Genomic DNA, 12,651 nt, shown 5'->3' on the forward strand with positions numbered 1-12,651 from the left:
GGCGGCGAGGCTTGCAACGGCGGTCCCCAGGTCCGATCTATCCCTGACCCAGACCAGAGACAGTGATGGCGCACAACAACACCAATGCCCCCATGCCGATGCTGCTGACGCCGGACCCGGCGCGCACCAAGCTCGAGGGTGGCAAGCGCTTCGTGATGCACAGCGAGTTCCAGCCGGCCGGCGACCAGCCGACCGCGATCGTGGAACTGGCCGAGGGGGTGCGCAGCGGCGAGCGGGATCAGGTCCTGCTGGGCGCGACCGGCACCGGCAAGACCTACACGATGGCTAAGGTGATCGAGGAAACCCAGCGCCCGGCCATCATCCTGGCCCCGAACAAGACACTGGCCGCGCAGCTTTACGGCGAATTCAAGGGGTTCTTTCCCGAGAACGCGGTCGAGTACTTCGTCAGCTACTACGACTATTACCAGCCCGAAGCCTATGTCCCGCGCAGCGACACCTATATCGAGAAGGAATCGCAGATCAACGAGGCCATCGACCGGATGCGCCACTCGGCCACCCGGGCGCTTCTGGAACGCGACGATGTCATCATCGTGGCCTCGGTCAGCTGCATCTACGGCATCGGTTCGGTCGAAACCTATTCGGCGATGACCCAGGACATGGTCGTGGGGCAATCCTATGACCAGCGTGGCTTCATCAACGAACTGGTCGCGCAGCAATACAAGCGGCTCGACACCGCGTTCCAGCGTGGAGCCTTCCGGGTTCGCGGCGACGTCGTCGAAGTCTGGCCCGCCCACCTCGAGGACCGGGCCTGGCGGTTTTCCTTCTTTGGCAACGAACTCGAGACAATTACCGAGTTCGACCCGCTGACCGGCGCGAAGGAGGCCGACTACAAGCAGATCCGCATCTATGCCAACAGCCACTATGTCACGCCCCGCCCGACGCTGCAGCAGGCGATCAAGGGCATCAGGATGGAACTGGCGAACCGGCTGAAGCAGCTGCAGGAGGAAGGCAAGCTGCTGGAGGCCCAGCGGCTGGAACAGCGCACCAATTTCGACCTGGAGATGATGGAGGCCACCGGCGTCTGCAACGGGATCGAGAACTATTCCCGCTATCTGACCGGCCGCGCCCCCGGTGAGCCACCGCCGACGCTCTTCGAGTTCATCCCCGACAACGCCATCGTCTTCGCCGACGAGAGCCATGTCTCCGTCCCGCAGATCGGCGGCATGTATCGCGGCGACTTCCGGCGCAAGTTCACGCTGGCCGAGCACGGCTTCCGCCTGCCCTCCTGCATGGACAACCGGCCGTTGAAGTTCGAGGAATGGGACGCCATGCGGCCGCAGTCGGTGTTCGTCAGCGCCACGCCCGCGCAATGGGAGATGGACCAGACCGGCGGCGTGTTCACCGAGCAGATCATCCGGCCCACCGGGCTGCTGGACCCGGTGATCGAGATCCGCCCGGTCGAAACGCAGGTCGACGACCTGCTGGACGAGGTCCGCAAGGTCGCCCAGGCCGGTTACCGTACGCTGGTCACCACCCTGACCAAGCGCATGGCCGAGGACCTGACCGAGTACCTGCACGAACAGGGCATCCGGGTGCGCTACATGCACAGCGACATCGACACGATCGAGCGGATCGAGATCCTGCGCGACCTGCGGCTGGGGGCGTATGACGTGCTGGTCGGCATCAACCTGCTGCGCGAGGGGTTGGACATCCCTGAATGCGGTCTGGTGGCCATTCTGGACGCCGACAAGGAAGGTTTCCTGCGCAGCGAGACCTCGCTGATCCAGACGATCGGTCGGGCGGCGCGGAACGCCGAGGGCCGCGTCATCATGTATGCCGACCGCATTACCGGCAGCATGGAACGCGCCATGGCGGAAACCGAACGGCGGCGCCAGAAGCAGCAGGCCTATAACGAGACGCATGGCATCACCCCGCAGACCGTCCGCAAGAACGTCGAGGACGTGCTGGCGGGCCTGTGGAAGGGCGACACCGACCAGGCCCGTGTCACGACCCGCGTCGACAAGCCGCTGATCGGATCGAACCTCGCCGCGCATCTGGACGCGCTGCGCACGCAGATGCGCAAGGCGGCCGAAAACCTCGAGTTCGAAGACGCGGCGCGCCTGCGCGACGAGGTCAAGCGCCTGGAGGCTGTGGAACTGACCATCGCCGACGATCCCCTGGCACGGCAGACAGCAGTCGAGGAGGCCGCCGATCTGGCAGTCCGAGGGCAGGGTCGCTCGACGGCCGGCCGGGCCGGCCAGCGTGGCGGCAACAAGCGCCGCCGCCGCTGAGCCGTCGCTGCGTTCGCGCGGCTCAGCCGCAGCTGACGTCCACGATGCGACCGGTGACCGGGTCGGTGATGATGTTCAGCCGCTCGTCCCGGTATTCGTCGGTGATGATCGCGCCACGCGGCATGACCCGATAGGTCAGCCCGGCCGGCAACCGGACCTCTGCCACGGACCGGCCCACCAGCGCGCTCCATTCCCGCGGCGCACAGGCCGCCACAGCCACCCCGTCCGCGGGCACATGGGTGCGGGGCAGTGTGTCGGGCGTCGGGTCCGACGTGGAGCCGTTCCCCGTCAGCGTGCAGGCGCCGACGGACAGCATGCAGGTCAGAAACGTCACGAACCGGGTCATCATCTTCCTTTCGGGTCTGTCGCGCCCACCAACAGCGCCTGACGGTCGCGGTCAACCCGGCGGCAGCCCGGGACTCCGGCGGAGCCAGGGGCAGGCAGGAAAAGGCCCGCCACTCGGCGGGCCCTCTGCCACGTGGTGGTCACAAGCATCAATCGGTCGAGCTGTCACCCTCACCCGCGTCGTCTGCGCTGCCCTGATCACCGGCCGCCTCGGCCTCCGGCGACGATGCAGTCGTGTCTGCCGCGGGCTCCTCGATATCGGCGTTCTCGGCATTGCTTTCCACCGCCGAAGCGGCAGGTACCGCACCCTCGTCCGGCTGAGCGGCCGTCGCCTCGCCTTCCTCGGGGGCCAGGCTGGTGTCGGCCGCATCTTCCGCCGTGGTCTCCACCACCGGGTTCTCGGCCGGGGTCATGACGCCGTCATCGACCTCCTGCCCTGCATTCTGCGGCAGGCCGTCGGCAGCGGCCTTTTCCTGCGCGGCACCTGGTTCGCCCAGCTCGGCAGGCGAGACGTCCTGCTGTGCGATCGGGTCAGCCGGGGCGGGCTGCTCTCCACCCTGTACGGTCAGGCCCAGCAGGCGCCAGTCCAGCATGCCGCCACGGTAATAGTTGATCCTGTCCGCCGGGTAGCCTGCGTTCAGCATCGCCCTGATGGCCGAAGGCGACTGGCCGCACCACTGGCCGTTGCAGAACAGGATCACCTCGGCCGCGTCGGTGCAGTCGAACTTCCCTTCAAAATCCGGGGTGCAGTTCAACTCCGCCAGCCGCTCGATCGCCTGAGTGTACGGGATGTTGATCGAGCCGGGAATGGTGCCGCCCTCGTACCAGTCGGGCGTGCGACCGTCGACCAGGATCACGTCACCGGTCTGCATCATCTCGATCAGTTCCAGTTCGCCGATCGTGGTGACGCCGGGCGCAGGCTGCATCGGCTGGATGCAGAACGGCGGGCAGTCGTGACCGACCAGCGCCCAGTCGCCTTCCAGCTTCGCCCCCGGGGTCTGGTTGCGGCTGACCGTGAACTTCCCCCGATCGGTCGTGAAGACGGCTTCGGGCATGTCGGCAGTGATCGAGACCCGCGGTGCCTGGCCGGGCGCCTGCGCAGCCGCGCCCGACACGGCCTGCGTGTCGCCGGACGTGGTCTGGCTGTCCTGGGCCGCTGCGGGAAAGCCAAAGGCTCCGGCGGCCAGCATCGCGGTGACAAGCCGTGTTGTAAGCGCACACATCGTCGTCCTCCCATCCTGATTTCAGCTATCAGGACGAAACGCTTCACGCAGGCACGCGTTCCCCCTGCTTGGATCCGATGCGGTCCATGATCTCGTTGACGAGGGCTTCTGCCTCGTCGCGCGCGGGGCTGCGCGGCAGATCGGAAACAGCCTGCCCCTGCCCCAAGGTCTGCGCGAACGCCACCCTGTTGCCCAGGTGCGCTGTCGCGACCGCGACACCCAGCTCCTCGATCCCGGCGGCGATCTCTGCGCCCAGGCGCGTGCCCGGTCGGGTGCGGTTCAGGACAATGAGCGGATCGCGGCGTTCGCGCTGCGCCAGATCCAGGACCCCCTCGGTCGCCCACAGATCGACATGACTGCTGGCCACCGGGACAAGGATCAGATCGGCAACCCGCAAGGCCGGGCGCAGGTCGCTGTCGATCTTGGGCGGGGTGTCGATCAGGACGATGTCGAAGCTGCGCTTCAGCTTGCCCGCTTCATAGCTTGCCCCCCACGCGGACGAGGTCGAGAAATCCAGCCCCGGATCGTCGCCCTGCCGGTCCAGCCGCTCCATGAACCAGCGGCCGAGGCTGCCCTGCGGGTCGGTGTCGATCAGCGCGACCGTCAGGCCGCGCGCGCGCATCGCACAGGCAAGGTTCACGACCAATGTGGTCTTGCCTGAACCGCCCTTTTGCTGGGCGACGGTGATGATCCGTCCATTCATGCTGGCCCCCTCTGTCCGGACGCCCCCACCCTTAACGCCGCAGTGCAGCAATAGCACGGGGGTCCGGGATTTTTCTGGTGTTCTGTTGCGCGCGGCAGCGCGGCGCCCGCCATTGCGCCCGGTGCAACCACGCGGCATCGTCGCGCCGGAACGACCGTGACAGGCTGGGGCAGTGATGCGCATCTTTGACGGCCACAACGACATGCTGCAGCGAGTCGTCGCGGCGGGCGCCAGCGGGCCGGACCTGTTCCTGCGGGGCGACGGCGCGGGTCATCTCGACCTGCCACGGATGCGGGCGGGCGGGTTCGCAGGAGGGTTCTTTGCGATCTGGATCCCCGAGCGGTGGTACGCGGCCGCGGGCGGGGTCGTGCCGCCAGCCGACATCCCGCCGTATGCGCACGCCTTGCCGGCAGAGATCGGGCATGACGCCGCACTGCCGCAGGCCTTCGCCCAGGCTGCCGCTCTCTTCTCGCTGGAACGAACCGGGGCGCTGTCGATCTGCCGCACGGCCGAGGACCTGCGCGCGGCGATGGATGCCGGACGCATCGCCGCGATCCTGCACATGGAAGGGGCCGAGGCGGTCCGCGATCCGGATGCGCTGACCGTATGGCACGCGATGGGGTTGCGGTCGCTGGGGCCGGTCTGGTCGCGGCCCACCCGCTACGGCCACGGGGTGCCTTTTGCGTTTCCATCGTCACCCGACACTGGCGAGGGGCTGACCCCTGCCGGCATTGCACTGGTGCGTGCATGCAACACCCTGCGGATCATGGTTGACCTGTCGCACCTAAACGAAAAGGGCTTCGAAGATGTGGCCCGGATCAGCGACGCGCCGCTGGTCGCCAGCCATTCGGCGGTTCATGCCATTGCGCCCAGTTCGCGCAACCTGACCGACCGCCAGTTGCGCCAGATCGCCGAGAGCGGGGGCCTGGTCGGGCTGAACTTTGCAATCAGCTTTCTGCGTCCGGACGGTCATCGCATTGCCGCACCAGGAATCGACCTGATGCTGCGGCACCTGGACCACCTTCTCGGCCTGCTTGGTGAAGGCGGCGTCGCGCTGGGGGCCGATTTCGACGGCGCGCTGCTGCCATCCGACCTGCCCCACGCCGGGGCCCTGCCCGCCCTTGTCGATGCGATGCGTCGCCGCGGCTATGCCGACGAGTTGCTCGAACGGATCTGCTGGCGGAACTGGGTCGGCGTGCTGGAACGTACCTGGGACGGTGCGCGGGAAGACAGGATATTGCCCGGCGCCATGAAAGGCGCCGGCGTCACGCAGCAGGGGCGAGGAGCAGAATGACCGACAGCTACGACTGCCTGATCGTCGGCGGCGGACCGGCCGGCCTGACCGCCGCGATCTATCTGGGCCGGTTCCATCGCAGCGTGGTGGTGGTGGACAAGGATGAGAGCCGGCTGGCGTTGATCCCCAGATCGCATAATCACGCCGGCTATCCTGACGGGGTGCGTGGCCGCGACCTGCTCGAGGACATGCGCATCCAGGCCGCGCGCTACGGCGCCGAGTTGAGGCCGGGCGAGGTGACGGACATCCGGCGCGACGGTGACCTGTTCCACGGCCAGACCGACAGCGGCCCGGTCCGTGCCCGCACGGTGCTGCTGGCCACCGGAGTCCTGAACCTGCGCCCGCCACTCGCGCAGGACGTCCACGACGACGCGGTGGCGCGGGGCCTGCTGCGATACTGCCCGATCTGCGACGCCTATGAGCAGACCGGCAAGCGGATCGGTGTTCTTGGCGCCGATCGCCATGGCGTCGCCGAGGCCATGTTCCTGCGCACCTACAGCCATGACGTGCTGCTGCTGGCGCTGAACTCGGCCGATCTGGACGCGTTCACGCAGCAGCAAGCCGACGAGGCCGGGATAAGGGTCGAGCGGGTGCCGGTCAGCGGCTTTGACCTGTCGGGGGACGAGGTGGTGCTGACCCTGGACGACGGTCGCACGATCCGGACGGATACGCTGTACGCGGCGCTCGGGTCCAACACCCGCAACGCGCTCGGGGCAGGCCTGGGGACAGAGCTGTCGGACGGCCAGTGTTTTGTCACCGACGAACACCAGCGCTGTTCGGTCAGGGGCGTCTATGCCGCCGGGGACGCGGTCGACGGGCTGGACCAGATCAGCGTTGCGATGGGCATGGGCGCGCGCGCAGCGGTTGCCATCCACAACGATCTGCGGCGGGCCGACGGCGAGGCCCTGCCGGACGACTGAACGATCGGCGGTATTCCTCTGGGCGGGAAGGCCGCAGCGCGATATTCGGGCTCATGGATCTGGACGGAAAAACACGATTGGCGAGGTTGAACGACATCGGTCTAGCGGCCTGTGCGATCCGTCTGCGCGCCGCGTTCATGCTGACGGGTCTGGAAAAACATCAGGATCTGGCAGGCGCGGCGGGCATATCCCATACGGTGCTAAGCAATGCGATGAATGGGGCGACGTACCCCAATCGTGAGGTGATGCAGTATCTTCACCGGGCGCACCGGATCGATTTCAACTTCCTCATGAACGGCGATTTTGCCCAGTTGCCCGGCGACGTGCAGGCTCGGCTGTTTCCGGCCCTCGAAGCCGCAGCCGGTGAATGGGAGCGAAAGCGGGGTTGAGGCCTACCGCCTTCCGCTGACTGGCGGACGACCGACGCTCAGACCATCATTTCCTTGGTGGCGGTCAGCTTCAGCGCCGGATGGTCGCGGACCACCCGGTCGATGTCCCATTGCAGCCGCGTCAGGAACACCAGGTCGCCATCGTGGTCGGTGGCCATATGCTGACGGTTCGCCGCGGCGAAGGTCTCGACCGCATCCTTGGGCCCGGCAACCCAGCGGGCACTGGTGAACTGCGACGTCTCGAAACGGACGGGCAGCCCGTATTCCTGTTCGATCCGGCTGGCCAGCACCTCGAACTGCAGGGCGCCCACGACCCCCACGATGAAGCCCGACCCGATCGCCGGCTTGAAGACCTTGGCCGCGCCTTCCTCGGCGAACTGCATCAGCGCCTTTTCCAGGTGCTTGGCCTTCATCGGGTCGCCGGCGCGCACGGTCTGCAAAAGCTCAGGCGCAAAGCTTGGAATGCCGGTGAAACGCAGCATCTCGCCCTCGGTCAGCCCGTCGCCGATGCGCAGCTGGCCGTGGTTGGGGATGCCGATGATGTCACCGGCCCAGGCCTCCTCGGCCAGCTCGCGGTCGGCGGCGAGGAACAGCACCGGGTTCGACACCGCCATCGGCTTTTTCGAGCGCACGTGCAGCAGCTTCATGCCCCGTTCGAAATGGCCCGAGGCGAGCCGGACAAACGCCACGCGGTCCCGGTGCTTGGGGTCCATGTTGGCCTGGACCTTGAACACGAACCCGGTGACGGCTTCCTCCTCGGGCGAAATCTGCCGCTCGGCGGCGCTCTGGGGCTGCGGCTGCGGGCCGTATTCGCCGATCCCGGTCATCAGTTCCCTGACCCCGAAGCTGTTGATGGCGCTGCCGAACCAGATCGGAGTCAGATGTCCTTCCAGGAACGACCGGCGATCGAAGGCCGGCAGCAGTTCGCGTGCCATCTCGACCTCGTCGCGCAGCCGGGCCAGCAACTCGGCCGGCACGTGCTCGGCCAGCTTGGGGTCGTCCAGCCCGCTGATCGCCACGGTCTCCGCGACGCGGTTGCGGTCGGCACGGTCCATCAGTTCCAGACGGTCGTGCAGCAGGTCGTAGGTTCCCAGGAACTCGCGCCCGCTGCCGATCGGCCAGTTGGCCGGCGCCACGTCGATCGCCAGGCTCTCCTGGATCTCGTCGATGATCTCGAAGGTGTCGCGGCTTTCGCGGTCCATCTTGTTGCAGAAGGTCAGGATCGGCAGATCGCGAAGGCGGCAGACCTCGAACAGCTTGCGGGTCTGGCTCTCGACGCCCTTTGCCCCGTCGATGACCATGATCGCGGCATCGACCGCCGTCAGGGTGCGATAGGTGTCCTCGGAAAAGTCGCTGTGGCCGGGCGTATCCACCAGATTGAAGCGATACGGGCCGAAGTCGAAGGACATCGCCGAGGCACTGACCGAAATGCCGCGGTCCTGCTCCATCTTCATGAAATCCGAGCGGGTGCGCCGCGACTCACCCTTGGCGCGCACCTGCCCCGCCATCTGGATCGCCCCGCCGAACAGCAGGAACTTTTCGGTCAGCGTCGTCTTGCCCGCGTCGGGATGCGAGATGATCGCGAAGGTCCGGCGGCGGGCGATCTCGGGCGGCAGTTGGGGGCGATTGTCCAGCATGGGCGGGCCTTATCGCGAAGCTCCGGCCAAGGCAAACGCCGCCCCGATTCGACAACGAAGCCCGGCCTCTTGCTACAGGAACTGCTCGCGCATCAGCCGTTCCTCCATCCCGTGGCCTGGATCGAACAGGACGCGGTGGGAAATCGCGGGTTCGGACCGGATCTCGACCCACGCGACCCGCTCGATACCGCGCGAATCCGCATCGGCCATCACCGGTCGCTTCAGCGGCTCCAGCACGTCGAACCGCACCACGCCGTGTTTCGGCAGGATCGCGCCGCGCCAGCGTCGCGGACGGAACGGGGCGATCGCCGTCAGCGCCAGCACGTCCGACCCGATCGGCAGGATGGGTCCGCCGGCGGAATAGTTGTACGCCGTCGACCCGACGGGCGTGGACAGAATGGCACCGTCGCAGATCATCTCGTCCATGCGGACCCGCCCGTTCACGCTTACTCGCAGCTTGGCCGCCTGCGGACCTGCCCGCAGCAGGCTGACCTCGTTGATCGCCAGGGCCCGATGCTCGTGCCCGTCATCGGACAGCGCGACCATCGCCAGCGGATTGATCCGGGTTTCCTCGGCGGCGCCGATCCGGCCCACCAGATCCTCCTCGGCGTAATCGTTCATCAGGAAGCCGATGGTGCCGCGATTCATACCATAGACCGGCAGGCCGGAGTTCTGGCGCAGCGTGGCCAGCAGAAAGCCGTCGCCCCCCAGCGCGACGATCACATCCGACTGCCCGATCGGCGCCTGACCATAGCGGGCCATCAGCCGCCCCAGTGCGGACAGCGCCATTTCGGTGTCATTCGATGTGAAATGGATCCGCGTCATCCCGCGCATCCATGCACCCCGCCAAGGGGTTGGCAAGGCGCATGTTCCTGTCCGACCCGGGCCGCCTGCGTCGCCCGAACAATCTGGAACCCCCGCGGCAAAGCCGCTAGACGGGCGCAAAGCCCGGAGGGATGCCATGACCCACAACGCCTTCTTCACCGAACCGCTGCAAACCCGCGATCCGGAGATCTTCGACGCCATCCGCAAGGAGCTTGCCCGTCAGCGCGACGGGATCGAGTTGATCGCATCGGAAAACATCGTGTCCGCGGCGGTGCTCGAGGCGCAGGGCTCGGTCATGACCAACAAATACGCCGAGGGTTATCCGGGCAGGCGCTATTACGGCGGCTGCGCCTATGTCGACATCGCCGAGACACTGGCGATCGAACGGGCGAAGCAACTGTTCGGATGCGGGTTCGCCAATGTGCAGCCCAACAGCGGTAGCCAGGCGAACCAGGGCGTCTACACCGCGCTGCTGAACCCGGGTGACACCATCCTGGGGATGAGCCTCGATGCCGGCGGCCACCTGACCCACGGCGCCAAACCGAACCAGTCGGGCAAGTGGTTCAACGCGGTCCAGTACGGGGTGCGCCAGCAGGACAGCCAGCTGGATTATGATCAGGTCGAACAACTCACCCGCGAACATCGCCCCAAGATGATCATCGCGGGCGGGTCCGCCATTCCGCGCATCATCGACTTTGCCCGCATGCGCGAGATCGCCGATCTGGTCGGGGCGTGGCTGCTGGTGGACATGGCGCATTTCGCAGGGTTGGTGGCCGCGAGCCTCTACCCGTCGCCCTTTCCCCACGCCCATGTCGCCACCACCACCACCCACAAGACGCTGCGGGGCCCGCGCGGCGGCATGATCCTGACCAATGACGAGGCCATCGCCAAGAAGGTCAATTCGGCGATCTTCCCCGGGATCCAGGGCGGGCCGCTGATGCATGTCATCGCTGCCAAGGCCGTGGCCTTCGGCGAGGCGCTGACTCCCGGCTTCAAGGACTATGCCCGCCAGGTGGTGGGGAATGCGCAAGCGTTGGCCGACGAACTGATGAAGGGCGGGCTGGATATCGTGACCGGCGGCACGGACACGCATCTGATGCTCGTCGACCTGCGCCCCAAGCGGGTCAAGGGCAACCAGACCGAGGACGCGCTGGAACGCGCACACATCACCTGCAACAAGAACGGCATCCCGTTCGATTCCGAAAAGCCGACGGTCACGTCGGGGGTGCGGCTGGGCTCACCCGCGGGGACGACGCGGGGCTTCGGCGAGCCGGAGTTCCGGCAGATCGGCCGCTGGATCGTCGAGGTGGTGGACGGTCTTGCCGCGAACGGGTCCGAAGGGAATGCCCAGGTCGAGGCGCGCGTCGCGGCAGAAGTCCAGGCGCTGTGCGCCCGCTACCCGCTGTATCCGGATCTCTGACAGGCCCGGTGGGGGCGCACTGGTGCGCAAGCCTGCCAGCGCGACCACCTGGCGAACTGCCTACAGATGTCCGCGCTGGACGAGGAGCCAGATCACACCGGCCGAAAGGATCAGCAGGCCGAACACCACCGACGCCGCGATGTTGGTCGCCCCCTCGACCAGCCGTCGCCGGCTGCCCAGAGGTCGCAGATATTCGACCAGTTGCCGATGAGAGTCGCGCACCAACCCCATGTCGATCTGCCGCGCGATCCGGGGCGCGGAGGCGTGGGACACGCTGCGCGCCAGCAGATCGGCGGCCTTGCGATGACGGCGGGGCAGCGCCTGGCCGCGCCGCCGGATCATCGTCGCCAGGTCGGGCCGCCGCCCCCGTCGGGCGCCGCCCAGCCGGGACGCCATTAGCCCTGCCACCTCGTCGGCCATGCGCTGCAACTCGTCCATCGCCGCCTTCCCGTCCATTCCGCCTCGGCGCGCAGCATAAGATCGCTGGCGCGGCCTCGCCAGCCGGAATAGGACCCTGCAAGTGCAGCGCCGTGGTAACAGGACGTCCCCCATGAAGCTCAATGTTGTCGTCAGCGGGCCCGATGCGCCCGATCCCGCCCTGCCGCCGGTGCTGCTGGCGCATGGGCTGTTCGGCCAGGCGCGCAATCTGGGGATGCTGGCGCGGCATCTGTCGGACAGCCGACGCGTGCTGTCGGTCGACATGCGCAACCACGGCGATTCCCTCGACGATCCCGATCACAGCTATGACGCGCTGGCCGGCGATCTGGCGCGCGTGATCGACGACCACGGCGGCCGGGCGGATGTCGTCGGCCATTCGATGGGGGGCAAGGCGGCGATGTGGCTGGCGCTGACCCGGCCTGAGCGGGTGCGCCGGCTGGTGGTGCTGGACATTGCCCCGGTCGCCTACGGGCACACCCAGAACGAGGTCATCGACGCGCTGCAATCCATCGACCTGTCGCAGGTCTCGACCCGCTCGCAAGCCGATGCGGCGCTGGCAGGGAAGATCGAGGACAAGGGCGTCCGCGCCTTTCTGCTGCAGTCGCTGGACGTGAAGGCGCAGCCGCCCAGGTGGAAACTGAACCTGCCGGTGCTGCGCGACCAGATGGACAATCTGACCGGCTGGCCGGGCCACCAGGGCATGCGGTTCGACGGGCCGGTGCTGGTCGTGGGAGGCGCGGACAGCGACTACGTCAGGCCGGAGTACGAGGACGCGATCCGGCAAGCCTTTCCGTCGGCCCGGATCGAGCGCATCCCGAACGCATCACACTGGCTGCACGCCGAACGCCCCGCAGAGGTGGCCGAAATCGTGGCCGGGTTCCTGGACTGATCGGCCGGGACCCCGCGTGATCCGGGGGCGGCTCGGCCCTCGCCCCGGGCCGCGTCAGACGTCGTGGACGCTGTCCTTGGGGTCGTTCGCCTGGATGCGACGGGCGACCAACCACGTGACGGGGATCGCCAGGACCGCGCCGATCGCAGCGCCGAGCAGGATCGCGCGCCAGTCGTAATAGCCCATCACCAGGGCCACGATGACCCCCATCCCGGCCAGCGTCCCGACCGAGATGGACAGCAGCAAAATGAACAGACGCGGCATCCGGCGCTCCTTTGCATCATGTGGGCGCAAGACTGCCCCGGGCCGCGGCGCG

Annotated in this window: 13 protein-coding genes; 6 read left to right on the forward strand and 7 right to left on the reverse strand. The window is 67.3% G+C overall.

The features are described 5' to 3' along the window. Positions 1 to 65: 65 nt before the first annotated feature. Positions 66 to 2,252: an excinuclease ABC subunit UvrB gene (gene uvrB, locus Q0938_RS03310; RefSeq protein ID WP_299359096.1), complete on the forward strand. Its 2,187-nt coding sequence runs from the start codon at positions 66 to 68 to the stop codon at positions 2,250 to 2,252. Between the two features lie 22 nt (positions 2,253 to 2,274). Here the strand turns inward: uvrB and Q0938_RS03315 are convergent, their stop codons facing one another. The 3 genes from Q0938_RS03315 to parA form a co-directional block, all read right to left on the reverse strand. Then, positions 2,275 to 2,598: an I78 family peptidase inhibitor gene (locus tag Q0938_RS03315; RefSeq protein ID WP_299359098.1), complete on the reverse strand. Its 324-nt coding sequence runs from the start codon at positions 2,596 to 2,598 to the stop codon at positions 2,275 to 2,277. Positions 2,599 to 2,746: 148 nt separating this feature from the next. Further along, entirely contained in the window at positions 2,747 to 3,820 is a 1,074-nt protein-coding gene (locus Q0938_RS03320; RefSeq protein WP_299359100.1) for a rhodanese-like domain-containing protein, read from the reverse strand. Positions 3,821 to 3,863: 43 nt separating this feature from the next. Beyond that, complete coding sequence (parA, locus tag Q0938_RS03325) at positions 3,864 to 4,523, reverse strand: ParA family partition ATPase (RefSeq protein ID WP_299359102.1); 660 nt, start codon at positions 4,521 to 4,523, stop codon at positions 3,864 to 3,866. A 175-nt stretch (positions 4,524 to 4,698) separates the two neighbouring features. Here parA and Q0938_RS03330 point away from each other — a divergent pair, with 175 nt between their 5' ends. From Q0938_RS03330 to Q0938_RS03340, 3 genes are all read left to right on the forward strand, one after another. Further along, the gene (locus Q0938_RS03330; protein ID WP_299359104.1) at positions 4,699 to 5,817 is read left to right on the forward strand and encodes a membrane dipeptidase; all 1,119 of its coding nucleotides are present in this window, start codon (positions 4,699 to 4,701) and stop codon (positions 5,815 to 5,817) included. Then, positions 5,814 to 6,737 (forward strand): NAD(P)/FAD-dependent oxidoreductase, encoded by a 924-nt coding sequence (locus Q0938_RS03335; RefSeq protein WP_299359105.1) that lies wholly within the window; start codon positions 5,814 to 5,816, stop codon positions 6,735 to 6,737. Before Q0938_RS03330 ends, Q0938_RS03335 begins: the two co-directional genes overlap by 4 nt. An 86-nt stretch (positions 6,738 to 6,823) precedes the next feature. Next, entirely contained in the window at positions 6,824 to 7,126 is a 303-nt protein-coding gene (locus Q0938_RS03340; protein ID WP_299359107.1) for a helix-turn-helix transcriptional regulator, read from the forward strand. Between the two features lie 38 nt (positions 7,127 to 7,164). On the opposite strand, the gene Q0938_RS03345 is transcribed toward Q0938_RS03340, so the two are convergent. Further along, positions 7,165 to 8,763 carry a peptide chain release factor 3 gene (locus tag Q0938_RS03345; protein ID WP_299359109.1) on the reverse strand — a complete coding sequence of 533 codons (1,599 nt, stop codon included), beginning with the start codon at positions 8,761 to 8,763 and terminating at the stop codon, positions 7,165 to 7,167. Between the two features lie 72 nt (positions 8,764 to 8,835). Further along, the gene (locus tag Q0938_RS03350) at positions 8,836 to 9,588 is read right to left on the reverse strand and encodes an NAD kinase (RefSeq protein ID WP_299359111.1); all 753 of its coding nucleotides are present in this window, start codon (positions 9,586 to 9,588) and stop codon (positions 8,836 to 8,838) included. A 136-nt stretch (positions 9,589 to 9,724) separates the two neighbouring features. Here Q0938_RS03350 and glyA point away from each other — a divergent pair, with 136 nt between their 5' ends. Further along, positions 9,725 to 11,008, forward strand: coding sequence for a serine hydroxymethyltransferase (gene glyA / locus Q0938_RS03355; RefSeq protein WP_299359113.1), 1,284 nt, complete (start codon positions 9,725 to 9,727; stop codon positions 11,006 to 11,008). 60 nt (positions 11,009 to 11,068) lie between these two features. On the opposite strand, the gene Q0938_RS03360 is transcribed toward glyA, so the two are convergent. Then, complete coding sequence (locus Q0938_RS03360) at positions 11,069 to 11,446, reverse strand: hypothetical protein (protein WP_299359115.1); 378 nt, start codon at positions 11,444 to 11,446, stop codon at positions 11,069 to 11,071. 112 nt (positions 11,447 to 11,558) lie between these two features. On the opposite strand from Q0938_RS03360, the gene Q0938_RS03365 reads away from it, so the two are divergent. Beyond that, positions 11,559 to 12,335, forward strand: coding sequence for an alpha/beta fold hydrolase (locus Q0938_RS03365; RefSeq protein WP_299359117.1), 777 nt, complete (start codon positions 11,559 to 11,561; stop codon positions 12,333 to 12,335). Positions 12,336 to 12,389: 54 nt separating this feature from the next. Here the strand turns inward: Q0938_RS03365 and Q0938_RS03370 are convergent, their stop codons facing one another. After that, the gene (locus Q0938_RS03370) at positions 12,390 to 12,599 is read right to left on the reverse strand and encodes a hypothetical protein (RefSeq protein ID WP_299359119.1); all 210 of its coding nucleotides are present in this window, start codon (positions 12,597 to 12,599) and stop codon (positions 12,390 to 12,392) included. Positions 12,600 to 12,651: the final 52 nt, after the last annotated feature.

The organism is uncultured Paracoccus sp. (assembly GCF_947496875.1).
Classification (GTDB): domain Bacteria; phylum Pseudomonadota; class Alphaproteobacteria; order Rhodobacterales; family Rhodobacteraceae; genus Paracoccus.